Raw genomic sequence first — 23,825 nt, 5'->3', positions numbered from 1 at the left:
ATTCGACCGGCCGGGGCCGGCCGGACATGACGCACCGTGTCAGGCACCGACCGGCATCATCGCAAAGCGGCCGCGGCCCTGGTCTTTCGCCTGGTACAGCGCCTTGTCCGCATGTGCCTCCAGCACGGCGGCGTCGACAGGGAACATGCCGGCAAAGGCGACGCCGATACTGGTCGATATCAGCCGCTCCTCCCGCTCCAGCGCAAACGGCCGTTCGAACGCGGCAACGATTTTCCCCGCGACGAGCGCGGCCTCGCCGGATGTTTTCAATCCCTCGAGGATCACCGTGAATTCGTCGCCCGCCAGCCGGCAAACGGTATCGGTGGCGCGCACCGAAGCCTTTACCCGCTGGGCGAACTCGTGCAGGACGAGATCGCCGGCGGCATGGCCGAGAGTGTCGTTGACGTGCTTGAAATGATCGACGTCGAGATACATCAGCGCGACGGCGTGGCCGCTGCGGCGGGCCCGCTGTAGCGCTTCATGCAGCCGTTCCTGGTAGGCGCGGCGGTTCGGCAGGCCTGTCAATGTGTCGATGCGCGCGAGCTGGTTCAGCTCTTCCTCGTGGCGCTTGGCCGCGGAGATGTCCGCGCCCAGCACGTAGACACCGTTGCAGACGCCATCCTGGATATCGGGGATGCGCGTGACCTCGATGGTTCGATGGCCTTCGCGCATGGCGAGCGTCATTTCGAAGCGGGCCGTCTCGCCCGGGGTCATGCCGAGATGCTGCCGGTGGCGGCCATACAGATCGTCGCCGAAGACTTCCTGCACCGACTTGCCGACGATGTCATTGGCGGGAACACCGAACCACGCTGCGTAGGTCGCGTTGGCAAACTGGTACCTTTCCGTGCTGTCGACATAGCCGATCAGGACCGGCACATTGTCCGTGATCGTACGCAGGCGCCTTTCGCCGGCTGCCAGGCGGCGGGCCGCCGCGTGCAGCGAAGTCACGTCCTTCAGTGCAATGACGGCGCCGATGTTCTTGCCATCGCCTGCATGGAGTGCCCGCCCGCTGACGAGCACGACACGTGTTCCCGCGCCCGGCGGCGTGATCGTCAGCTCCATATTCTCGACCAACTCGCCACGGAGCGCCCGGTACAGCGGGGTCTGTTCAAGAGGAACCGGCGTTGCGCCGTCCGCGGCGGACATCCTGTAATCCTGCCACTGCCCGGGCGAGACCGCGCCGGTTGGCAAGCCATGGATCTCCTTCGCCGCGCGGTTGAACATCGTCACCTCCCCCCCGGGCGAACAGACCATGATGCCGACGTCGATGGACTCCAGGACGGCATCGAGCAGCTCGCGCTCGCGGGCTAGCTCGTCCTCGATGCGCTTGCGTACCGAAATATCCTGGATGAATGTACCGAAGAAATGGGAGTCGCCGGCGTTGATCAGGCCGATCGTCATCTCGATCGGGAATTCCTCGCCGTCCCGGCGCAGTGCGGAAAGCTGGATGCGCCTGCCGACGACGCCGGAACTGCCCGCGACCGAATAACGTTGCATGCCTGCCTCGTGCGCCTCGCGAAGCCGGTGCGGGATGATGGTCTCGGTGACCGTCCGCCCCATCGCCTCGGCGCGGCGCCACCCGAATATTTCCTCGGCACGCGGGTTCCAGTCGGTGATCCGGCCTTGCGCGTCGACCCCCACGAAAGCGTCCAGCGCGGAGTCGATGATCGCCCTCACCCTGCGCTCGCCTTTCCGGGTTTCCTCGACGGCGGCGTGCAGTTCCACGGTCCTGTGCGCCACGCGCGCCTCGAGCGTCGCATTGAGTTCGCGCAACCGGTTCTCGTTGGCCAGCAGCTTCGACAGCAGGCCGTTCAGTGCCCCCTGCAGGATCTGCACCTCCCGCAGGCGGCTGCGCACCGGCGGTATGCTGCCCACATTGCCCGCATGCAGCGCCTCGGCATGGCCCGTGATGGTTTCCAGCGGCTTGATGATGTTCCTCGACACAATCCACACGAGCAGCGAGACGATCGCGGCCGCGCACAGGCCGAACCGGAATATCTTGCCGCGCAACGCCTCGACGGGCGCGAATGCCTGCTCGACGGGCTGGCGAACCACGACCGTCCAGCCCAGGCCCGGGTAGGACTGGTGACCGTGGCTCTGGCTGTAGCCAACCAGGTAACGGCGACCGTCGGGCCAGGTCTCGATGACTGCGGCATTGGCACCGCGCTGCGCGCGCCTGACGCTGTCCAGGTCGAGCAGGTTGTCCTGGTAAGCTTTCGGGCCCAGCAGGACCACGCCCCCCTTGCTGAGGATGAGCGTGTCCACGGCCTTGCGCTCGGCAAGCGGACGCAGCACTGAACGCTCCACGTCCTGCGCCCATTGCCAGCTCAGGTGTGTTCCGAGAATGCCGGCGATGCGGCCATCCGCGCCCCGGTAGGGAAAGGCAATGTCGAAGAAGCGTTTCGGTTCTCCGCCCGGGTTCGGCAGGAGCTTGGCAAGCAGCACCGCCTCGTGGACGTCGTGCAAGTGGACGCCGCGGAATGCCGCGGAATACCATGGCCGGCGCGAGACGTCCTTGCCTTCCAACATGCGCTTCGTTGCGATATCGACGTTACCCCGCAGATTGGTCAGGCCGATCCAGGCGTAATACGGATGGGTCTCCTGCATGCTCTCGATCGCCGCGCGCTTTGCCGCGCCCGTCACTTTCGGATCGGTGATCTCGGTGCGCTCGGCCATCAGCTTGACTTCCCGGTACCGCTCGTACATGCCCCGGTCGAGCTTGTCGGTCGTCTGGAACGCCAGTTCCGCCAGGTCACGGCCGATGTCCAGCTCGGCCTGCCGGGTCATCGTGTGCCCCACCAGCTGCAGTGTCACCACTGTCAACAGCAGCATGACCAGCGCCGATACCGCCGCCAGCGAGGGGGCCAGGGGAATGCGGCCAAAAAACCGATGCGTGAACATGATATTGAACCGTGGAAATAAATTTCTATGCGGCATGATAACAGAGCGGATAGCTGTCATGCGAGCCCGGACAAGCCCTGTGCCGCTACTGAAGGAGCACCGGACGACGTGGCGGAACGGTCACGGCTGCGTGGTTACCGGATGCCGGCTGGCCCGGCACGCCAATGCGTACACCGGTAGCAGGGCACTACCTGGCAGAAGGACGGGCCACGCCGTCCATACAGCGTCGTTTTCGCCGGAAGACCGGCTGTAGTGAAAATAAAACAACGTCCGATAACTCACTGCCGAACGCGACTAAAGCAGTAGTATTATTACAACCAAGGCGCTTTCCAGTGCGCAAACCCCCTTAAAACCTTGGGACGCCTACAAAAACAAAGGAGACAGAATGAATATCGGACGTAGTTTGGCTTCACGATTTGGACTTGCGTTGATAGTTGGCGGCTTGCTGGCGGCCTGCGGCGGGGATGGCGGAGAAGGACAGCAAGCCGCCGCCCCGGTCCGCCTTGCCAGCGTGGCGCAAGGCGCCGGCAGCGCCGCCGCGGTTGCGCCCGGCACCATCCGCATGCATTTCCACCGCACCCAGGGCGACGAGGCCCAGTGGGGCGTGTATTCCTGGGACGGTCCGCAGCAAGCGAGCGCCGCCTGGATCACCGGCCGCTTCATGTTCACTGGCGCCGACAGCTTCGGCGGCTATGTCGACATTCCGCTGGCCGCCGGCAAGAGCGTCATTTCGTTCCTCGTCACGGACGGCAACGGCACCAAGAATTGCGGCGCCGACCAGCATGCCGACCTGGCGGCCGACGTGATGACGAACGGCCAGGAAGTGTGGCTGCTGGAAGGCGACTGCACGGTGTACGCGAACCAGCCCGCGCTCAGCTACGGCAACCTGGCCGGTGCCAGGGCGCACTGGCTGTCCGCCACGACGCTGGCCTGGCCCGGCGTGCCGGCGGGCGGCACCTACAAGCTGTACTACGCGCTGAACGGCGGCATGTCGGCCAGCCCCGACGCGGCCACCGGCCTGGCCGGCGCCAACGGCAGCCTGGCGCTCCAGCCGGCCGCGTTGCCGGACGCCCTGCGGCAGAAATACCCGCACCTGGCCGGCGCCACCGGCCTGCGCCTGTCGGACGCCGACGCCGCCCGGATCGCCGGACTCGCCAGCGCCCAGTTCGCCATCGCGCAATACGGCGCGGACGGCACGCTGGTCCAGGTGACCTCGCTGCAGCAGGCCGGCATGCTCGACGACCTGTTCGCCGCGCACGCCGGCACGGCGCAGCTGGGCCTGACATTCGACCGCCTGGGCGTGCCGACCTTCCGCGTGTGGGCGCCGACGGCCAAGGCCGTGCGGCTCGACGTCTATGCCAGCGCCAGCGCCGCGAACGCCACGTCGGTGGCCATGACGCGCGATGCCGCCAGCGGCGTCTGGTCGTACACGGCACCGGATGCCTCGTGGACCAACAATGCCTACTACACGTACTCCGTGCAGGTGCTGTCGCGCTGGGTGAACAACACCCTGGTGACGAACACGGTGACCGACCCGTATTCGCTGAGCGTGTCCGCCAACAGCAGGCGCAGCTTCGTGGCCAACCTGGACAGCCCGCGCCTGAAGCCGGCGGGATGGGACGAGCAGCGCATTCCGAAACTCGCCGCCCCCACCGACATCGCCCTGTACGAACTGCACATCCGCGACTTTTCCGTATCGGACAATACCGTGCCGGCCGCGCACCGCGGCAAGTACCTGGCCTTCACGGACAGCGAAGCGGCGCCGATGCGCCACCTGAAGTCTCTGCAGAAGGCCGGCATGACCCACGTGCACCTGCTGCCCAGCTACGACTTCTCGAGCGTCGACGAAACGGGCTGCGTGACGCCCGCCATTCCGGGCGGCGCCGCGGATGCCGGCACGCAGCAGGCCGCCGTGGCCGCCACGCGCGACAGCGACTGCTTCAACTGGGGCTATGACCCGGTGCACTACAACACTCCGGAAGGCAGCTACGCCACCGATGCCACGGACGGCACCGTGCGCGTGCGCGAGTTCCGCGCGATGGTGCAGGCGCTGCACGAGGCCGGGCTGCGCGTCACGCTGGACATGGTATACAACCACACGAGCCAGTCGCAGCAGGGCCCGCTGTCGGTACTGGACCGCATCGTGCCGGCCTACTACTACCGCCTGGGCGCCGAAGGCAACATCCTCAACGACAGCTGCTGCGCCGACACGGCCCAGGAAAACGCCATGATGGCCAAGCTGATGACCGACTCGGTGGCGCTGTGGGCGAAGCAGTACAAGATCGACAGCTTCCGCTTCGACATCATGGGCTTCACGCCGCTCGACCTGATGAAGCGCCTGCAGGCCGCCGCCGACAAGGCGGCCGGCCGCCCGGTCTACCTGTACGGCGAGGCATGGAACTTCGGCGCGGTCGCCAACGACGCGCGCTTCGTGCAGGCGCGCCAGGCCAACATGTTCGGCACCGGCATCGGCTCGTTCAACGACCGCATCCGCGACACCGTGCGCGGCGGCGGCTGCTGCGACACCGGCGCCTCGCTGGTCGACCAGCAGGGCTTCGCCAACGGCGTGTGGTCCGATCCGAACGGCCAGTCGGCGCAGACGCGCGACGATGCGCTGCGCCTGGCCGACCTGGTGCGCGTGGCCCTGTCCGGCACGCTGCGCGACTACCGCTTCACGGACCGCTTCGGCAACGTGCGCAGCAACGCCGAGATCGACTACTTCGGCCAGCAGGCCGGATTCGCCGGCAGCCCGGCGGAGACGATCAACTATGTCGAGGCGCACGACAACCAGACGCTGTTCGACGTCAACGCGCTGAAGCTGCCGCAGGCGACGCGCCTGGCCGACCGCGTGCGCATGCAGACGCTGGGCAATGCCATCAATACGCTGGCCCAGGGCGTGCCGTTCTTCCATGCCGGCCAGGAGATCCTGCGCTCGAAGTCGCTCGACCGCGACAGCTACAACGCGGGCGACTGGTTCAACCGGCTGGACTACGGCTATGCGTCGAACAACTTCGGCGTGGGCCTGCCGCTGGCGGAAAAGAACGAGAGCAGCTGGCCGATCATGGCGCCGGTGCTGGCCAATCCGCTGATCAACCCGGACACGCGCGCCATCCTGGCGGCGAAGGCCGGATTCGAGGAACTGCTGGCGATCCGCAAGGACAGCTCGCTGTTCCGCCTGCGCACGGCGCAGGACGTGATCGACCGCCTGAAGTTCCATAACACCGGCCCCGGCCAGGTGCCCGGCGTGGTGGCGATGAGCATTTCGGGCACCGAGCCGTCCGCCTACCCGGACGCGAAGTACAAGAAGGTGGTCGTGGTGTTCAACGCGGACAAGGCGGCCAATACCGTCGCCATCCCCGAACTGAAGGGCCGCAAGCTGAAACTGCACGAGATCCAGCGCTTCGGCAGGGACGACGTGGTGAAGGCTTCCGCGTATGACGCGGCCACCGGCAACTTCACGATCCCGGCGCGCACGACGGCCGTGTTCGTGCAGGTGGCGAACGACTGACCGCAGCCGGGGGGCACCGGTGCCCCCCGGGGCGCCCTGCCCTCCCTCCCGCATTCGGGCAAATTCCCCCGCCGAATGCCCGGAACGCCCGCAGGAATCCACCTGCGGGCGTTTTCATTTCCGCGCGCGCATTGCATGCAATGAAAGCAAATTGAAAGGTGGACGCTCCTATAGTGATGAAAACAAGAACGTTGGGCCCCACCGGCCCCGGATATGACAGGTCACAGTACCTGGAGGAGATAGATGATGTTGACAGTACTGGCCTATTCGATGGTCGTTGTATTCATGTTCCTGATCATGACCAAGCGCCTGCCGGCGCTGGTCGCGCTGATCATAGTGCCGATCGCCTTCGGCATCATCGGCGGATTCGGCGCCGAACTCGGGCCGATGATGCTTACCGGGATCAAGAACCTGGCCCCCACCGGCGTCATGCTGATGTTCGCGATCCTGTATTTCGGCGTGATGATCGATGCCGGCCTGTTCGACCCGGTCGTCCGCAGGATCCTGAAGCTGGTGCAGGGCGACCCGATGAAGATCGTCGTCGGCACGGCGGCGCTGGCGATGTTCATCTCGCTCGACGGCGATGGCGCCACCTCGTACATGATCACGGTATCGGCGATGCTGCCGCTGTACAAGCGGCTCGGCATGAGCCGGCTCGTGCTGGCGTGCGTGATCATGCTGGCCGGCGGGGTGTTCAATATCCTGCCGTGGGGCGGCCCCACCGCCCGGGCGGCGAGCGCGCTGGGCGTGGATGTGCGCGACATCTTCGTGCCGATGATCCTGCCGATGGCCGTGGCCGCCGTATGGGTGCTGTTCGTTGCCTATGTGCTCGGCATGAAGGAGCGCAAGCGCATCGGCGTGGTCACCCTGGCGGACCAGGCCAGGGCACGCAATACGGCGAACGCGGCCAGCCTGCAGCCGGCCGAAGCCGGGCTTTCGGTACCGGGCAAGGCCGCGGACGACATCCCGGGCAGGATGAACGGCACCACGGGACAGTGGACGGCCAGCCCGGTCGCCGCGGCGGTGCACAGCCCTGCGCACCCCGGTTCGCGCCATGAAGTATCCGGGTCCAGCGCCGGCCACGCCGGTTCGACAGACGCCGCCGGCCATGCCGAACCGGAAATCACCGTGTCGTCCTCCCATACCGCGCGCCCCCGGCTGATCTGGGTGAACTTCGCCCTGACCGCGGCCCTGATGGTGCTGCTGATCCTGGGCGCCCTGCCGCTGCCCGTGCTGTTCATGATCTTCTTTGCCGTCGCGATCACGATCAACTACCCCACGCTGCAGGAACAGAAGGAACGCGTCGCGGCGCACGCGCCCAACGTGCTTCCCGTCGTTTCGCTGATCTTCGCCGCGGGCATCTTCGTCGGCATCCTGCAGGGAACGAAGATGGTCGATGCGATCGCCGCGAGCGTGATCGCGGGCGTGCCCGGCTGGATGGGGCCTTACCTCGCCATCGTCACGGGAGTGCTCAGCATTCCATTCACCTTCTTCATCTCCAACGATGCCTTCTACTTCGGCATCGTGCCGATCCTCGCCGAGGCGGCCGCCGTCTATGGCATCTCGCCGGCCGAGATCGGCCGCGCTTCGCTGATCGGCCAGCCGGTGCACCTGCTCAGTCCACTGGTGGCATCGACCTACCTGCTGGTCGGCATGTCGGAGGTGGAATTCGGCGACCACCAGCGCTATACGCTGATCTGGTCGATCAGCGCGGCGCTGGTGATGCTGGTCTCCGCCGTGCTGTTCGGCGTGATTCCGCTGATGGGCAGCATCCCCTGACCGCTCCGGCGATGGCGGGCCGCAGCCGGCAATGACGGGGAGTGGCGCCGGGCCGCTCACCGGCCTGTGCGAATACTCAACGGCTTGAGCAGGCTGCGGAGCGCCGGGATGGTAAGCTGGCGCGGCGCGTACGTGCGCGCAGCGCCATCCCGCGCCGCGTACTCGTCCGACATGCCGCCCCACCGGAAGAGCCCACATGATCCGTCGAGAATTCATCGCCAGCGCCCTGGCAGCCATCGCCGCGGCGCCCGCCTTCGCCGCGCCGCAGCCCGGCGCGCGCCGTCCCAACATCATCTTCATCCTGGCCGACGACATGGGCTATGGCGACACGGCCGTGTATGGCCAGCGCCGGATCGCAACGCCCAACATCGACCGCCTGGCGCGCGACGGCATGCGGTTCACCCAGGCCTATGCGGGCGCGCCGGTCTGCGGGCCGTCGCGCTGCGCGCTGATGACGGGCATGCACACCGGCCACGCGCGCATCCGCGACAACACGGCGCTCGCCGCCGGCAAGCTGGGCACCAAGGGCAACGGCAAGCAGCTGTGGCGGCGCCCGAACCTGCTGCCGGACGACCGCACCGTGGCGCAGTACCTGCAGGGAGCCGGCTATCGCACCGGCCTGATGGGCAAGTGGCACCTCGACGGCTTCGAGACGAAGGCCACGCCGCCCAACTTCGGGTTCGACGAATTCAAGGGCTGGCTGATCCAGTACGAAAGCACCCAGGGTTACTGGCCGGCGCAGCGCGTGCACGATGCCACGCTGGTCGACATTCCCGAAAACGCGAACGGGAAACATGGCCGCTACGACACGGACATGATCACCGACGATGCGATCGACTTCGTCGAGCGTCACAGGAGCCGGCCTTTCTTCCTGTACGCGGCCTACAACAGCCCCCATTCGCCGTTCACGGCGCCCGATTTCGGGCCGTACGCCGACCGGGCCGGCTGGTCGGACGACGAAAAGACCTACGCGGCGATGATCCACTATCTCGATCTCGGCATCGGCCGGCTGCTCGACAAGCTGGCCGGCGCGGGGCTCGACAAGGACACGGTGATCTTCTTCGCGTCGGACAACGGGCCGCGCTCGGAACCGACCGCGCAGCAGACCCGGATAACCGATTTCTTCGATTCCAACGGCGGCCTCACGGGCTACAAGCGCGACATGTACGAAGGCGGCATCCGCACGCCGTGGATCGTGCGCTGGCCGGAAAAGATCCCTGCCGGCGCCGTCAGCGACGTGCCCGTGTATTTCCCGGATTTCCTGCCCACCGCGCTCGACCTGGCCGGCGCGCCGGTGGCCAGGTCCGATGGCGTGAGCCTGCGGCCGTTCCTGGTCGATGCGCGGCGCAAGGCCGCCGACCGCTTCCTGTACTGGGAGTTCTACGATCCGGAGTTCCGCCAGGTGGCGCGCTGGGGCAAATGGAAAGCGCTGCGGATGAAGCGCGACGGCGCGCTCGAACTGTACGACCTGTCGCGCGATCCGAAGGAAAGCCGGAACGTGGCCGCCGACCATCCGGACATCGTGGCCCGGATGGCCGAAGGCATGGCGCGCGAACACGTGGCTTCGGCCGAGTACCCCGACCCGCCGCCCAAGGGCTGAGGCAGCGGGCTGACCTAGCGGGCAGGCTTGGCGGGCTGACTGAGCGGGTTGCTTAGCGCGCCGGCCCGGCGCAGCGAAAGCCGATGTTCGATGCCGAGCTGTCGGGCGTGTTCATCGTGCGCGCCGCCGGCCGGTAGCGGTTGCAGTACGACGCGTGGCACAGGAAGGAACCGCCCTTCATCACGCGCGCATCGCCGGCCGGCGGCCCCTGCGGATCGCGGGCCGGGGCCCTGCTGAAATCCGTGCTCCAGAAATCGGCGCACCACTCCCACGTGTTGCCGGTAACGGAAAGGAGGCCGTGGCCGTTGGGCGGGAACGCGTCGACGGGACTGGTGGCGGCGTAGCCATCGGCGGCCGTATTCAGGAAAGGGAATTCTCCCTGCCACACATTGCACAGGAAGCGCCCGTGCGGCGCCAGTTCATCTCCCCACGGATACAGTTTCTGTTCGAGGCCGCCGCGCGCGGCGTATTCCCACTGCGCCTCGGTCGGCAGCGTCGCCCCGCTCCACGCCGCGTAGGCCATCGCATCGTTCCAGGAAACATGGACCACCGGGTGCGCGAGACGGGCATCGATGCTCGAACCGGGCCCTTGCGGCGCATGCCAGCACGCGCCGCGCACCAGGCACCACCAAGGCGCCGCCGCCAGCGTATCCTCGACCAGCTCGTCGTAGCGGTCTTCGGGAATCTGCCCCTGGAACACAAACGATGTGCCGTAGCGCTCCGCCTCGGTCACATGGCCGGTGGCGTGCACGAAGCGGGCGAAATCGGCATTCGTCACCGGGCTGGCGTCGATCGAGAACGCCGACAGCGAAACGGGCCGCACCGGTCCCTCACCGTCGCCCGGATTGGCGTGCGCGTAGTCGGTGCCCATCAGGAATGTGGCCGCCGGCAGGAACACCGTGGGGCGCGGTTCGGGCGCGAGGGCTTGCGCCGGCCCCGATGCCGGTGGAGACGGCAGCGCCGGCGAAGCGCCGGCGCCGGCGCGCGAGGCGGCGCAGCAGGGTTTCGTCGGCGCCGCCTCGTGCGGAAGGGGCATGTCGGAGCTGGAAGAAGTGTTCATGCGCGGTCGGTTGCGGGAGCCAGAGCAAAGTATAAGGCCGGAGGCCGGCGGCCGCGCGGTGCATGGTATCGTTCCGGCATCTCCGCAGCATCTTCGCCCTGCACAACATCCGAAAGAAAGGAACCCATGCTTCGATATCGCCCTCGCGTGTGCATGAACCCGCGCATGAAGCCGCGCATGTTGACCGCCATCGCCATGCTGGCCGCGATGGCACCGGCCATCGCACAACAGCAGGCGCCGGTGCAGGCACCCGGGCTGCCGCTGTGGGAAGTCGGCGTCTTCGGCGGCGCGGCTTCCACCCCCGCCTATCCCGGCGCGGACGACCGCTCCTCGCGCGCGCTGGTGCTGCCGCTGGTGATCTACCGGGGCAGGATCATCCGCGCCGACCGGTCCGGCGTGAGCGCGCGCCTGTTCAACAGCGAGCGGGTCGAGCTCGACCTCGGCTTCGCGCTGTCGCTGCCCGCCCGCTCCGACGACGTGGCCGCGCGCGAGGGCATGCCGGACCTGCACTCGCTGCTGGAATTCGGCCCGCGCCTGAAGGTGCTGCTCGCCGAACCGTCCGCCACCAGCCGCGCGAGGCTGGAACTGCCGCTGCGCATGCCGCTCGAACTGGGCAACGGATTCAGGCGGCAGGGCCTGGTTTTCGAGCCGCGCGTGGTCTTCGAGACCGGCGACGGCACCGGCAAGTGGCAGGCCGATGCCAGCGTGGGCGCTGTGTTCGGCAATGCCCGCCTGAATGCCTACTTCTACGAGGTGGCGCCGCGGTATGCGACCGCCGCACGCCCGGCCTACGCGGCCGATGGCGGGCTGATGATGACGCGGCTCGGGCTGAGCCTGTCGCGGCGGCTGACGCCGGACTGGCGCGTGTTCGGGTTCACCCGCTACGACAACCACAGCCACGCGGCCAACCGCGACAGCCCGCTGTTCCGCAAGCGCGGCGGCGTGTCGGTGGGGGCCGGCTTTACGTGGACCATCCACCGGTCGGCGGCGCGGGCCTGGGAATGAGCGCTGGATCGGCCGGCGGCGTTGGCGCCGTCAGGTCGTCAGGCCCAGTTCGGCGAGGATGTCGTCCTTCATCCGCTGCAGGCCGGGGTTGGACAGCTTGCGGGGGTGCGGCTCGCCGACAGTGAAGCTCCTGCGGATCCTCGCCGGCCGCGGCGACAGCACCATGATGCGGTCGGCCAGGTACAACGCCTCTTCCACGTCATGGGTGATCAGCACGACCGTGTGGCGTTCTTCCTGCAGGATGCGCAGCAGTTCGTTACGCATATGCAGGTTCATCAGGGCGTCGAGTGCTGAAAACGGCTCGTCCATGTACAGGATCTGGGGCTTGACGACCAGTGCACGCGCGATCTCCACGCGCTTGAGCATGCCGCCGGACAGTTCGCGCGGGTAGGCCTGCTCGAAGCCCTTCAGGCCCACCATGTCGGCATAGTGGTCGGCCAGCCGGCGTTTTTCGGCCGCGCCGCCCGTGTTCAGCCCGAACATCAGGTTTTCCTGCACCGTCAGCCACGGGAACACCGAACCATGCTGCGAGATCACGATGCCCGTCGGCCCCGGCCCGCGCAGCGCCGTGCCATCGATGCGCACGCTGCCCGTGTCGGGCGGCTCGAAGCCCGAGATGATCTTCATCAGGGTCGACTTGCCGCACCCCGACGGGCCGACGATGGCGACGAACTCGCCATCGCCCACCGCCAGGTCCAGGCCATCGATCACCGGCAAGGTCGCGCCGCCCTTGGCGAAGCCCTTGCGGATATCGTCGATCACGATTTTATTTTCCATAGCGCCACCTTACCGAGTTCAACCCTTCCAGCCGGCGCATCGCCACGTCCAGCAGCAGGCCGATGATGCCGATGATGGCCATCGCGGCGATGACCAGGTCGTAGCGGTTGCCGGCATTGCGCGCGTCGATGATCATGAAGCCCAGCCCCGAGCCGCGCACGATCATCTCGGCCGCCACCACCACCAGCCACGCCACGCCCAGGCTGATGCGCATGCCCACCACGATATCCGGCAGCACCGCCGGGATCACCACCTGCCGGAACATCTTGCGGCGTGAAACACCGAAGTTCAGTGCCGCATGCAGGTAGCGCTGTTCGATCGTGTGCACGCCGTTCGCGGTCTGCACGATCATCGGGAACACGGCCGCAAGGAAAATCAGGAACACGGGCGACACGTCGCCCACGCCGAACCACAGGATGGCCAGCGGAATCCAGGCGATCGGCGAGATCGGCCGCAGGATCTGGAATACCGGGTTGAGCGTGGTGTACACCGTGTTCACGCGGCCCATCCACAGGCCGAGGGGCACGGCAACCAGCACCGCCAGGATGAAGCCGGTGGCCACGCGCCCGAGCGAAGCGCCGATGTGCTGCCACAGGGTACCGTCGCGAGCCAGTTCGAGAGTGCCTTCCAGCACCTGCTGCGGCGTGGGGAAAATCACGCTGTGCGTCGCGACGACGGCGTAGTGCCAGGCGCCCGTCAGCAGCGCCATCAGCAGGATCGGAGGCCAGGCCTTGTTGAACTTTTCCACGGGTCGCGGGTTCCTTTCTTAACGGGACAGGCGGGTCATGCGCCACCGCAGGCGCGCGATACCCGGCGCGGGCCACGGCTCGACGATGACCTTCATCGAGCCGCTGCTGTGCGCGGTGCAGTTGAATTCGTTGACCGACACCGTTTCGAACGGCAGCCGGAAATCCTGGCCCGGCATGACCAGCACGGGGCCGAACACCTGCGGCACCGTATCGCTGTTGCGCAGCAGGAGAATGTCCCGGACACCGGCCGTCAGGGTGATGGTGGACGGCAGGATATCGACCTTGTCGCCCGCCATGCGGCGTGCCCACGTACCCGCGGGAATCTCGAACAGCTCGTCGCGGCTACCGGCCGGCAGCGGCGCCCAGGCGGCAAGCAGCGGCGCGCCGGCGACGACGGCCGCGGCGGCGTTCAGCAGCCACCACCGCCCACAGACTCGCACGCGTTCCATCGTTCAGCGCTCGAGCAGGATCGCCAGGTCGTGGGCGATGTCGGCGGCGGGCCGCCCGAACGGCATCATTGCGCGCTGCATGCCTTGGCGATCGATGAAGTACAGGTAGGACGAATGGCTCATCGAGTAGTCCGTCGTGCTGCCGCCGATCGGGCGCCTGGCGGCGCTGATGCCGTAGTTCTTCAGCAATTGCGCGACCTGCGCCTCGCTGCCGGTGATGCCGATGAAGCTTGCGTCGAACTGCGCCAGGTACGTGCGCAGCCGCGCGGCGGTATCGCGCGCCGGATCGACGGTGATGAACAGCACCTGCACATCCTCCGCGGCGGCGCCCAGCAGCTTGCGCGCCTGCGCGAGCGATGCCAGCGACACCGGGCATACCGACTCGCAATGGGAAAAGCCGAATTCCAGCACCACGACCTTGCCGCGTAAACCGGACAGCCGGAACGGCTTGCCGGTCGAAGCGGGCAGCGCGATGTCGGGCGCGGCGCGCGGCGGGTCGAACACGCCGGCCTTGAGGGTCCGGGTCCCCGCCTGGATTTGTGCCCGGGCCTGCTCCCCGGCCTGGACCTGGGCCGCGGCCGCGCACAGCAGCAAGGATGCGATCAATCGTTTCAACGCTGGGTTCACGGCAAGGCTCTCACAGGATCAATTTCAGCGGACGGACCGCCTTGACGAAGCTTTCGTCCACATAGCGGTCGAAGGCGATCGGGCGCTTCAGGGTACGCGCCTCGACCGAGAGCTGCATCAGTTCGTCGAACTCGGCGCGGATCATGCGCAGGTCGCCGTAGGTCACGCGGTCGTGCGGGTTATCCATGACGAACTTGATGATCTTCGGATCCTGGTTGAAGAACTTCCTGCCGCCGGCAAGTTGCGCCGCCCGGTCGCGGTTGGCCGGGCCCTGGTCCAGCCAGGTGCCGGAAGCCTGGATGTGATCGACCAGGTCCTGCACCAGCGGGCGTTCGGTGCGGATCACGTCTTCGCGCACGGTCAGCACGCAGCAGATGTAGTTGCGCCATTCGTCGCGCGTCATGGCCAGCGGCCGGGCATAGCCGGCACGCTGGGCGGAGGCGCCGAACGGCTCGCCGGTGCAGTAGGCGTCGACCGCCTTCGCGTACAGCGCGGCAGGCATGTCGGGCGGGGCCATCTCGATCACCTGGATATCCTTCAGCACCATGTTCTCGCGTGCCAGCATCTTGCGCAGGAACAGGTAGTCCACCGCGAAGCGGCTCGGCACGGCCACGCTCTTGCCGCGCAGGTCGCGGAAGTTCCGGAACGCCGAGTCGGTGCGCACCATGATCACCGCGCCGGAGCGGTGGCCGAGCGAAACGATCTTCATCGGGATACGGCTGTCGACCAGGTCCATCACGAGCGGCGCCAGCATGTAAGCCGCCTGGATGCGGCCGGTCATCAGCGATTCCTTGATCTCCGGCCAGCCGCTGAACTTATGGTAGGCGAACGGCGCGGGACCGAGACCGAGGCGCGCATTGGCGTTCGACCTGGCCACGCAGGCGATCGGCAGCGTCAGGTTGCACGTCACGGGCAGGCCGCCGACGGCCAGCGGCGCGGCGGTGTCCCTGGCAGCGCCGGCGGCTACCGGCAGCGCGCCAGGCAGCGCCGCGGCCACCGCGCCTTTCAGCAGCTGGCGGCGGCGCGCCTGATGCACGACATGGGTAGTCTCTCGCCTCATGGTTTCGGCCGGTCTCGTTGTAATGAATTGTTGCCGGATTGTACATCACCTCGCTGCCGGCGGAATGGCCGGGACCGTTTGACCGGAAACGTTTCCCATCGCAATGCGCCGTTCCCGGCATTTCCGGCAACCTCCCACAGCCCCGTCCGATTTATCGGACCCGTCACGGCGCGCCAGTCCAATTCCTCATACGTTTTTGCCCCAGGCGCCAGAAACTTCGTAATCAAATCAGCAACTTAGCCATTCGATCTGGTCAGGCACAGCGCTTGCTAATTAGGAGCCACCTTCCGCGGTGGCCACCGCGGTTTCTAAAAAAACGGAGACTGCAATGCAGAAAAAGCGCCCCCTTACACTCTATATCCTGATCGCGATGCTGCTCGGCATCGCGGTCGGCTATGCCTGTCATACCCTGTTCCCCGATAAACAGGTCACGGGCGACATTTCCGCCCACATCTCGCTGGTGACGGATATCTTCCTGCGCCTGATCAAGATGATCATCGCGCTGCTGGTGTTTTCCACGCTGACCGTCGGCATCGCCAACCTGGCGGACGGCAAGGCCGCCGGCCGCATCGGCGCGAAGGCGTTCGCCTGGTTCCTGGCGGCGTCGCTGGTATCGCTGGCACTGGGCATGGTGCTGTCCAACCTGCTCCAGCTCGGCACGAACCTCGGCTTGCCGCTGCCGGCCGCGGACGCCACCACCGGCCTGAAAACCGCGGCATTCACGCTGAAGGACTTTGTCACGCACGTGGTGCCGAAGTCGCCGATCGAGGCGATGGCCAACAACGAGATCCTGCAGGTGCTGGTGTTCTCGATCTTCTTCGGCTCCGCGCTCGGCGCGCTGGGCGACTCCGGCAAACGCCTGCTGGGCGTGGTGGACGAGCTGGCGCAGGTGATGTTGCGCATTACCGGCGCGATCATGAACATGGCGCCGCTGGCGGTGTTCGCCGCCATGGCGTCGGTCGTTACCACCAACGGCCTGGGCATCCTGGCCACGTTCGCCAAGTTCATGGGCGGCTTCTACCTGGGCCTGTTCTGCCTGTGGGCGCTGCTGATCGGCGCGGGTTTCCTGGTGCTGGGGCCGCGCGTGTTCCGCCTGGTCGGCCTGATCCGCGAACCGTTCCTGCTGGCCTTCTCCACCGCCAGCTCGGAAGCGGCGTATCCCAAGTTACTGGTGGCGCTCGACAAGTTCGGCGTGCAGCGGCGCATCTCCAGCTTCGTGCTGCCGATGGGCTATTCGTTCAACCTGGACGGCTCGATGATGTACTGCACCTTCGCCGTGCTGTTCATCGCCCAGGCGTACGGCATCGACCTGTCGGTGGGCACGCAGATCACCATGCTGCTGCTGCTGATGCTGACTTCCAAGGGCATGGCGGGCGTGCCGCGCGCATCGCTGGTGGTGATCGCCGCCACGCTGACCCAGTTCCACATCCCTGAAGCGGGCCTGCTGCTGCTGATGGGTGTCGACCAGTTCCTCGACATGGGCCGCTCGGCCACGAACGCCGTCGGCAACGCCGTGGCGACCGCCGTGGTGGCCAAGTGGGAAGGCGCGCTGGAAGAGCCCGATCCCGCGCGCGCCGGGCATGACGCGCAGCACAGCCACATCCACGCAGCCTGAATCAAGAATAATACGGAGACACCATGAAACATGCAGCAACCGCCGCGCTGGCACTGGCCTGCGCGGCCGCCCACGCACAACAAACCCAGGTCAAGGTCTACGGCGTGGTGGACGCCGGCCTGGTGGCCGAGTACGGCACCCCCGACGGCAACCGCACGATGCTCAGCAGCGGCGTGGCCTCGGGCTCGCGCGTGGGCTTCAAGGGCACCGAGGCCCTGGGCGGCGGCCTGTCCGCCAACTTCGTGCTGGAGAGCGGCTTCAACATCGACACCGGCACATCGGGCCAGGGCGGCACCTTCTTCGGCCGCCAGGCCTGGGTGGGCCTGAGCGGCGCGTTCGGCAGCCTGAGCGCGGGCCGCCAGCTGTCTCCCTACTACAAGGCCCTGCGCGACGTGGCCGATCCGTTCTGCGACGGATTCGCCGGCCAGGCGATGAACATCATCGCCGGCAACCGCCGCATGGACAATGCCGTGGTTTACGGCACGCCGAAGGTGGCCGGGTGGTCGGCCGAGGTGGCATACGGCGCCGGGGAGGTGGCCGGAGACGCCGGTCGCAAGCGCGTGACCAGCGGCGCGCTGAGCTATGCGCCCGGCGCGCTGGCCGTGGTGCTGGCCCACCATCGCCGCGAGGATGCGCTGCTGCCGGACCACGTCAGCAACGCGCTGCTGGCGATGCGCTACACGCTGGGCGCGTTCACGGCGCACGCGGCCCACGTGCGCACCCGCGGCCTGGGCGGCGCGGACAGCCGCGATGCACTGCTCGGCATGGGCTATGCGACGGGCGCGCACCACGTGATGCTGTCCGCCATCCGGCACGACGACCGCACGGCCGCACGGCGCGATGCGCGGCAGTTCGCCGTCGGCTACACGTACGCGCTGTCGCGCCGCACCGACCTGTACACGGCCTACGGCCATATCGGCAACGACAACGGCGCGGACTTCAAGGTGGGCAACGCCACCGACGATGGTACCGGCAACGCCGCACTGAACCTGGGATTGCGCCACGTGTTCTAGTGTCCCGAATCAGAGATTCGTTGAACAAATTCAACGAGAATCGCCCCGATGCTGCGTTGAAAATACCCGGAAAGGCCCCGGCCTTACCGGGCATTTCCGCCTTGCCTCAAGACGATTTCGTCAAATTTGGTAATCAACGAATTTCTGATTCAGGACACTTGCCCGCGCTTTGCTATAGTGGCCAGGATGCCAGCCCCGTTCGACAACATTGCCAGCCCGGCCACACAGGCGGCCGCCTCGCCGCCTTTCGCGCGCCTGGCACACCTGCGGCCTGCGCACCTGGCATGGTGCGTGGCGCTGGCGGTGGGCGTGGCATTCGCCTGCGCCGCGTACTGGTGGACGGAGAAGATCAGCACGGAACGCCTGCGCGCCGCAGGCGCGCAGCGCCTCGAAGTGTACGCGGCCAGCCTGGAAAACCTGCTCGACAAATACGACTTCCTGCCGCACATGCTGGAGCTGGACAAGGATGTGCTGGCCCTGCTGGAGCATCCCGGGGACAGCGCGCGCCGGCAGGAAGTGAACGGCTACCTGGAGCGGCTGAGCAGGCAGGCCGGTTCGCGCATCATCTATATCGTCGACCTGCGGGGCCGCACGCTGGCGGCCAGCAACTGGCGGCAGAAGGACAGCTTCGTCGGCGACAGCATCGGCTTCAGGCCGTACCTGCGGGACGCGCTGCGCGGCCGCCCGAGCGGCTTCTACGGCGTGGGTACCACCAGCGGCGAGCCGGGCTACTTCTACGCTCGCGGCGTCCACCGCGACGGCCGCATGCTGGGCGTGGCGGTGGTGAAGGTGAACATCGAGGAGCAGGAACGCGGCTGGGTGCAGGGCGCGGACAAGGTGATGCTGGCCGACGCCAACGGCGTGGTGTTCCTGTCCTCCGCACCGGCCTGGAAATACCACACGCTGCGCCCCTTGTCCGGCAGCGTGCGCGCCCATCTGGAACAGACACGCCAGTATCACCGCCTGCCGCTGCCCGCCCTGCCCCTGCGCCGTGACGAAGCGCGCGCCGACGGCACGCGCGTGGTCGCCATCGGCGACGGCGCGCCGCCGCTGCTGGCGCAAACGCGCTCGATGGCGCCGCGCAACTGGACATACACCTACCTGTCGGACCTGAGCCAGGCGCGCGCCAACGCCCGCGCGGCCGCGCTGTTCGCCTGCATGGCGTACAGCTTCCTGCTGCTGCTGTTCCTGTACCTGCGCCAGCGCCAGCGCGGCATCCTCCAGCGCCTGCAGGCCAGGGAGCAGTTGCAGGAGGCCTACGACAACCTGGAACTGATGGTGGCCGAACGCACCGCGCGGCTGGCGCGCACGACGCAAAGCCTGAGCGACGAGGTGGAGGTGCGACGTCAGGCCGAGCAGCAGCTGCACCGCACGCAGAACGAGCTGTACCAGGCCGGCAAGATGGCCGTGCTGGGCCAGATGTCGGCCAGCATCACGCATGAACTGAACCAGCCGCTGACGGCGCTACGCACCATGTCCGACAACGCCGTGCTGCTGCTCGAGCGCGGCCGCATGGACGAAGCCAGGCAGAACCTGGCGAAGATCTCGCAGATCGTGGCGCGCATGGGCGGCATCACGGGCAAGCTGAAAAGCTTCGCGCGCAAGTCGAACGCCGCGCTGGCGCCCGCCTCCATCCACACCGCGATCGCGAACGCGCTGGTACTGGTGGAGCGCCGCCTGGAACTGGACAAGGTGGCGTTCACGCTCGACATCAGCCAGGGCGACATTTACGCGCTGTGCGACATCAACCGGCTCGAACAGGTTCTGCTCAACCTGATGACCAACGCGCTCGACGCGCTGGGCACGCTGGAGCGCGGCGCGCGGCGCGAACTGTCGGTAAGCGTGACGGAAGTGCCCGGGTCGGTGCAGATCCGCGTGCGCGACGGCGGCCCCGGCCTGTCGGACGAGGCGCGCGCCCGCCTGTTCGAGCCCTTCTTCACCACCAAGCCGCAGGGCGAAGGCCTCGGCCTGGGCCTTGCCATTTCGGAGCAGATCATCCGGGACTTCGGCGGCAGCCTGCGCGCCGAACAAAGCGATACGGGCGCCTGCTTCATAATCGAACTCAAGACCGCATCGGTGGACACATGATGGACGAGACAGAAATCAATGCGATAGAAATCATGCTGGTCGAGGACGACGCGGCCGTGCGCGAAGGCAGCGTACAGGCGCTGGACCTGGCCGGATTCGCCGTGCGCGGTTTCGACAGCGCCGAACCGGCCCGCGACCTGCTGCACGCGCACTGCCGCGCCGTACTGGTGAGCGATGTGCGGCTGCCGGGCATGAGCGGGCTGGAGTTGCTGGCGGCCGCGCGCGCCATCGATCCGGAGCTGCCGGTCATCCTGGTCACGGGGCATGGTGACATCGCGATGGCGGTACAGGCGATGCACGACGGCGCCTACGACTTCATCGAAAAGCCCTATTCGTCCGAACAGCTGGCCGACGTGGTGCGGCGCGCGGCCGACAAGCGCCGCCTGCAGCTCGAAGTGCACGCGCTGCGCAAGCGCCTGGCGCACAGCCAGGGCATCGACGCCGCGCTGCTCGGCAACGCGCCCGCGATGCGGGAATTGCGCCGCACGATCCTGGCGGTGGCCAGCCAGCCAGCCGATGTGCTGATCTATGGCGAGACGGGCACCGGCAAGGAACTGGTGGCGCGCTGCCTGCACGAGTTCAGCGAACGCGCCGGCCACCATTACGTTGCCGTCAACTGCGGCGCGATCCCGGAGACGATCTTCGAGAGCGAACTGTTCGGCCATGAGGCCGGCGCGTTCACGGGGGCGGCGAAACGCCAGGTGGGCAAGATCGAACACGCAACTGGCGGCACGCTGTTCCTGGACGAGATCGAGAGCCTGCCGCCGGCCATGCAGGTCAAGCTGCTGCGCGTGCTGCAGGAGCGCTATATCGAACGCCTGGGCTCGGTCCAGCCGCTGCCGGTGGACGTGCGCGTGATCGCCGCGTCGAAGGCGGACCTGAAGGAGTTGTCTGACGCAGGCCAGTTCCGCGCCGACCTGTACTATCGCCTGAACCTGATCGTGCTGCGGATTCCGCCGCTGCGCGAGCGGCGCGAGGATATCGCGCTGCTGTTCGAGCACTTCATGCTCGATGCGGCCCGCCGCTACCGGCGCCCCGTCCCGCCCGTGCCCGCGGCGGACATGCATGCGCTGATGCGGCACGACTGGCCGGGCAATGTGCGCGAACTGCGCAACGCGGCCGACCGCTACGTGCTGGGCCTGGGCGGCGCCCTGCCCGGCGTTCCCGCCGCGGGCAACGCCGATGCCGCCGGCACCGCGCCAGCCTCGCTGGCGGACCAGGTCGGCGCGTTCGAACGCGCGCTGATCGAACTGGAGCTGCGCAACGCGGGCGGCAACGTCGGCGCCGCCTGCGCGGTACTCGGCCTGCCCAAGCAGACCATGTATCACAAGATGCAAAAGTACGGCCTGGTGGCGGAGGATTTCCGCTAGCGCCGGGAAAGGAACATTGCAAACTGGACTTGCCGGGCTTCGTTTTGAAGTTATTGAGCTAAATCAAACCTCATTTGCCCTGAAAATCTACAATGTTTGTCTGCTTGTGGAGAACGAGGAGACAAGCAAAATAATGCCCACAGAGGCGTTACTACCGGCGCCGGCGGTCGGGAAATATACCGGCACCAACAACGTTCCAGCCTCAACGACGTCCAGCCTCAACGACGTCCAGCACTTCCCGCGCATTCCGCGCCGGCCGAAAGGTCAGTGAAAGGCGCTCGTTGAAAGCTGCTTCCTGAAAGCTGCGTCCTGAAAGCTGCTCCCTGAAAGCTGCTCCCTGCAAGCTGCCTCTCGAAGGCGCCTTCCTGAAAGCGGCTCACTGAAAGCCGCGTCGAGGCGGCGGCACCCGGCGGCGTGAAGGCGAACCCCCTCGCCTGCGGCACGCAATCGCCGCCGGCCATCCCTTACCAGCAGTTTTCGTACGTGACGCCGACGGTGAAGCCGCTCAGGGCCTTGCCGAAGATCCCGGTCGCGGACAGCGGATCGCCTTCGGCCGCCGCGGCGCGCGCCGGGTCGTTCCAGCGCGCGTGCGTGAAGAACAGCCGCAGTTCGGGGCGCTCGAAGTAGCCGGGGCCGGCAGACATCGCGACGGCGCCGGTGAACTTGGTCAGCCGCCGCGCAGCGCCCCGTTCCGGCGCCACCCGGTCATGGCCGATGTCGGTCAGCAGCTTCACATGGTCGGACAGGCCATACGACACGCGCCCGCCCACGCTGGCCCACGTCCTGGCCTTCGCGGAATCGTGCGCCGTGTCGCGTTGCCACACCGCGACGAATTCGCCGCCGAGCCGCCTGGTCACCTGCGCATGCCAGCCTTCGACGATGCGCAGGCGATGCACATCGCTGCCGTTGCCGGTATCGCCGGTCGCGCCGTTGTCCGCGCCGGCCCCCGTTCCCCATTGGAGTACGAGGCGGTTTTCGCCATCGCCGGCCAGGGCGCGCTGCCGGTGCTGCACGGTGAGCATCGAGCCGCCATGGCGGTCGCCCTGGCCGTTGCCGCGAATCAGCGCCAGGCCGAACTCCAGCGCTCCGCCCGGGTTGACCTTCCAGCCGCGCAACTGCAAGTCGTGCCGGCTGGCGGTATCGCCGTCCCGCATGTTCGGCATGGTCTGCCGGTCGTCGTTCAGGAAAGCATAGCTGAACCGCATTTCGCCGACCGGCACGTTCTCGATGCCGGCCCCCAGGCCGGACGGATTCCAGTACATGAAGTCGGTGATGTTCGTCGATTCGCGCTTGTAATAGCGCCGCCCGGCCCACAGCGTCGCACCGCCGAGACGGGACACGTTCTCCATCGCGAGGTAGGCCTGTGGCAAGCCGACGGTCCAGCCACCCTGCGGCCGCCGTGCATTGCTGGACGCGGCGTTGTTGCCCAGGTTTAGCATCGCATATCCCTTGACCTCCATGCCGTCGCCGCCGCGATGCAGGCGCTGGCCGAGCAGCAGTTCGCCGTAGACGCCGCATTCGTTGCCGAGCCGGTACTTCGAACCCGCGCCGGCCAGGCCAAAGCAGGTCTGGCCGCCTTCCTCCGAATTGACCGCGGCGTTGGCGCGCAAATACTCCGTGTGTTCCAGGGCGGCGGCGGGAAAAGCCGATGCGAGCGCGAGCAGCGCCAGCGCGGTGTGCTTCATGAGCATGATGTCTCCTGATTGTTGTGTCTGCGCAAGGCCCGCATTCTTTGGCGGCTCGCGAACGTGCGGCAAAAGCGGGTCCCGTCCTGCCGCGCCTTGACGGACGCGGCAGGTTGCCTGTATCGGGACTGGTTATGTGCCCTGCCCTGCGGCAAGCCGGAAGGCTCTGTCGCGGGCACAGGCAGGCCGGGGCCTAGCCGGGCATGGCGCCGGCGGGCTCGGGCGGCCGCGCCGCCCATGCCTGCCTGACGAGGGATACGTCGATCGGTGCGCTACGGGCGAACACGTGGTTTCTGGTCATCGGGATGTCTCCGGTTGTATTGAGTGCGAGCGGCAGGCACGTCGATGTGCTGCCGGCTTTCGGTACCGCTGAGCGGCACGCTGCTCTTGTCGTGATCTGTCGTCACACACAAACTTTACACGTGTCGACTTTTCAGCGTCAACAGATTTTTTAACAACAATCCCGGGAGGATTTCGCTTGCAACGTCGTGCGAAAAGTGCAGCAGACGGCAGGCAACGACGCCGATTGGAAGGCGCCT

The 23,825-nt window shown here is 67.1% G+C and carries 17 protein-coding genes; 9 read left to right on the top strand and 8 right to left on the bottom strand.

Annotation, left to right across the window (positions count from 1 at the left end; genetic code table 11):
• Positions 1–39 precede the first annotated feature (39 nt).
• A complete protein-coding gene (locus GJV26_RS25890; RefSeq protein ID WP_173346273.1) occupies positions 40–2,901 on the bottom strand; it encodes a sensor domain-containing diguanylate cyclase in 2,862 nt (953 codons plus the stop codon).
• 427 nt (positions 2,902–3,328) lie between these two features.
• Here GJV26_RS25890 and pulA point away from each other — a divergent pair, with 427 nt between their 5' ends.
• The 3 genes from pulA to GJV26_RS25875 all read left to right on the top strand — a co-directional run bounded on the left by pulA (position 3,329) and on the right by GJV26_RS25875 (position 9,788).
• Entirely contained in the window at positions 3,329–6,409 is a 3,081-nt protein-coding gene (gene pulA / locus GJV26_RS25885; protein WP_229419455.1) for a pullulanase-type alpha-1,6-glucosidase, read from the top strand.
• Positions 6,410–6,655: 246 nt separating this feature from the next.
• Entirely contained in the window at positions 6,656–8,188 is a 1,533-nt protein-coding gene (locus GJV26_RS25880; protein ID WP_155712734.1) for a CitMHS family transporter, read from the top strand.
• Between the two features lie 196 nt (positions 8,189–8,384).
• Entirely contained in the window at positions 8,385–9,788 is a 1,404-nt protein-coding gene (locus GJV26_RS25875) for an arylsulfatase (RefSeq protein WP_155711494.1), read from the top strand.
• A gap of 52 nt (positions 9,789–9,840) precedes the next feature.
• On the opposite strand, the gene GJV26_RS25870 is transcribed toward GJV26_RS25875, so the two are convergent.
• Positions 9,841–10,848 carry a formylglycine-generating enzyme family protein gene (locus GJV26_RS25870; RefSeq protein WP_216643166.1) on the bottom strand — a complete coding sequence of 336 codons (1,008 nt, stop codon included), beginning with the start codon at positions 10,846–10,848 and terminating at the stop codon, positions 9,841–9,843.
• Between the two features lie 177 nt (positions 10,849–11,025).
• Here GJV26_RS25870 and GJV26_RS25865 point away from each other — a divergent pair, with 177 nt between their 5' ends.
• The gene (locus GJV26_RS25865) at positions 11,026–11,853 is read left to right on the top strand and encodes a MipA/OmpV family protein (RefSeq protein ID WP_229419454.1); all 828 of its coding nucleotides are present in this window, start codon (positions 11,026–11,028) and stop codon (positions 11,851–11,853) included.
• Between the two features lie 30 nt (positions 11,854–11,883).
• Here GJV26_RS25865 and GJV26_RS25860 read toward each other — a convergent pair whose 3' ends face one another.
• From GJV26_RS25860 to GJV26_RS25840, 5 genes are read right to left on the bottom strand one after another with little or no spacing between them, the layout of a single operon-like run.
• A complete protein-coding gene (locus tag GJV26_RS25860; protein WP_155711492.1) occupies positions 11,884–12,630 on the bottom strand; it encodes an ABC transporter ATP-binding protein in 747 nt (248 codons plus the stop codon).
• A complete protein-coding gene (locus GJV26_RS25855) occupies positions 12,620–13,378 on the bottom strand; it encodes an ABC transporter permease (protein WP_229427924.1) in 759 nt (252 codons plus the stop codon). Before GJV26_RS25855 ends, GJV26_RS25860 begins: the two co-directional genes overlap by 11 nt.
• A gap of 18 nt (positions 13,379–13,396) precedes the next feature.
• Positions 13,397–13,828 carry a cupredoxin domain-containing protein gene (locus GJV26_RS25850; protein ID WP_155711491.1) on the bottom strand — a complete coding sequence of 144 codons (432 nt, stop codon included), beginning with the start codon at positions 13,826–13,828 and terminating at the stop codon, positions 13,397–13,399.
• Between the two features lie 3 nt (positions 13,829–13,831).
• Positions 13,832–14,434 carry an SCO family protein gene (locus GJV26_RS25845; RefSeq protein ID WP_229419453.1) on the bottom strand — a complete coding sequence of 201 codons (603 nt, stop codon included), beginning with the start codon at positions 14,432–14,434 and terminating at the stop codon, positions 13,832–13,834.
• Between the two features lie 31 nt (positions 14,435–14,465).
• Positions 14,466–15,515 (bottom strand): ABC transporter substrate-binding protein, encoded by a 1,050-nt coding sequence (locus tag GJV26_RS25840; RefSeq protein ID WP_155711490.1) that lies wholly within the window; start codon positions 15,513–15,515, stop codon positions 14,466–14,468.
• Positions 15,516–15,843: 328 nt separating this feature from the next.
• Between GJV26_RS25840 and GJV26_RS25835 the strand changes: the two genes are divergently transcribed.
• The 5 genes from GJV26_RS25835 to GJV26_RS25815 all read left to right on the top strand — a co-directional run bounded on the left by GJV26_RS25835 (position 15,844) and on the right by GJV26_RS25815 (position 21,872).
• The gene (locus GJV26_RS25835) at positions 15,844–17,130 is read left to right on the top strand and encodes a dicarboxylate/amino acid:cation symporter (protein WP_155711489.1); all 1,287 of its coding nucleotides are present in this window, start codon (positions 15,844–15,846) and stop codon (positions 17,128–17,130) included.
• Between the two features lie 23 nt (positions 17,131–17,153).
• A complete protein-coding gene (locus GJV26_RS25830; protein WP_155711488.1) occupies positions 17,154–18,143 on the top strand; it encodes a porin in 990 nt (329 codons plus the stop codon).
• A gap of 186 nt (positions 18,144–18,329) precedes the next feature.
• Positions 18,330–20,231, top strand: a complete 1,902-nt coding sequence (locus GJV26_RS25825; RefSeq protein WP_155711487.1) for a sensor histidine kinase — start codon at positions 18,330–18,332, stop codon at positions 20,229–20,231.
• Positions 20,228–21,601, top strand: coding sequence for a sigma-54-dependent transcriptional regulator (locus GJV26_RS25820; RefSeq protein WP_155711486.1), 1,374 nt, complete (start codon positions 20,228–20,230; stop codon positions 21,599–21,601). Before GJV26_RS25825 ends, GJV26_RS25820 begins: the two co-directional genes overlap by 4 nt.
• A 16-nt stretch (positions 21,602–21,617) precedes the next feature.
• Positions 21,618–21,872 (top strand): hypothetical protein, encoded by a 255-nt coding sequence (locus GJV26_RS25815; RefSeq protein WP_155711485.1) that lies wholly within the window; start codon positions 21,618–21,620, stop codon positions 21,870–21,872.
• A 193-nt stretch (positions 21,873–22,065) separates the two neighbouring features.
• Here the strand turns inward: GJV26_RS25815 and GJV26_RS25810 are convergent, their stop codons facing one another.
• Positions 22,066–23,292 carry a maltoporin gene (locus GJV26_RS25810; protein WP_155711484.1) on the bottom strand — a complete coding sequence of 409 codons (1,227 nt, stop codon included), beginning with the start codon at positions 23,290–23,292 and terminating at the stop codon, positions 22,066–22,068.
• Positions 23,293–23,825: the final 533 nt, after the last annotated feature.

This window comes from Pseudoduganella dura, assembly GCF_009727155.1.
Taxonomy (GTDB): Bacteria; Pseudomonadota; Gammaproteobacteria; order Burkholderiales; family Burkholderiaceae_D; genus Rugamonas; species Rugamonas dura.
Note: the sequence above shows the minus strand (reverse complement) of the source record. Positions and strands in the feature narration are given on the sequence as shown.

Coding starts and splice junctions, on each gene's coding strand:
- GJV26_RS25890 (WP_173346273.1), bottom strand. CDS start 2,901: ATGTTCACGCATCGGTTTTTTGGCCGCATTCCCCTGGCCCCCTCGCTG.
- GJV26_RS25880 (WP_155712734.1), top strand. CDS start 6,656: ATGTTGACAGTACTGGCCTATTCGATGGTCGTTGTATTCATGTTCCTG.
- GJV26_RS25875 (WP_155711494.1), top strand. CDS start 8,385: ATGATCCGTCGAGAATTCATCGCCAGCGCCCTGGCAGCCATCGCCGCG.
- GJV26_RS25870 (WP_216643166.1), bottom strand. CDS start 10,848: ATGAACACTTCTTCCAGCTCCGACATGCCCCTTCCGCACGAGGCGGCG.
- GJV26_RS25865 (WP_229419454.1), top strand. CDS start 11,026: ATGTTGACCGCCATCGCCATGCTGGCCGCGATGGCACCGGCCATCGCA.
- GJV26_RS25860 (WP_155711492.1), bottom strand. CDS start 12,630: ATGGAAAATAAAATCGTGATCGACGATATCCGCAAGGGCTTCGCCAAG.
- GJV26_RS25850 (WP_155711491.1), bottom strand. CDS start 13,828: ATGGAACGCGTGCGAGTCTGTGGGCGGTGGTGGCTGCTGAACGCCGCC.
- GJV26_RS25840 (WP_155711490.1), bottom strand. CDS start 15,515: ATGAGGCGAGAGACTACCCATGTCGTGCATCAGGCGCGCCGCCGCCAG.
- GJV26_RS25835 (WP_155711489.1), top strand. CDS start 15,844: ATGCAGAAAAAGCGCCCCCTTACACTCTATATCCTGATCGCGATGCTG.
- GJV26_RS25830 (WP_155711488.1), top strand. CDS start 17,154: ATGAAACATGCAGCAACCGCCGCGCTGGCACTGGCCTGCGCGGCCGCC.
- GJV26_RS25825 (WP_155711487.1), top strand. CDS start 18,330: ATGCCAGCCCCGTTCGACAACATTGCCAGCCCGGCCACACAGGCGGCC.
- GJV26_RS25820 (WP_155711486.1), top strand. CDS start 20,228: ATGATGGACGAGACAGAAATCAATGCGATAGAAATCATGCTGGTCGAG.
- GJV26_RS25810 (WP_155711484.1), bottom strand. CDS start 23,292: ATGCTCATGAAGCACACCGCGCTGGCGCTGCTCGCGCTCGCATCGGCT.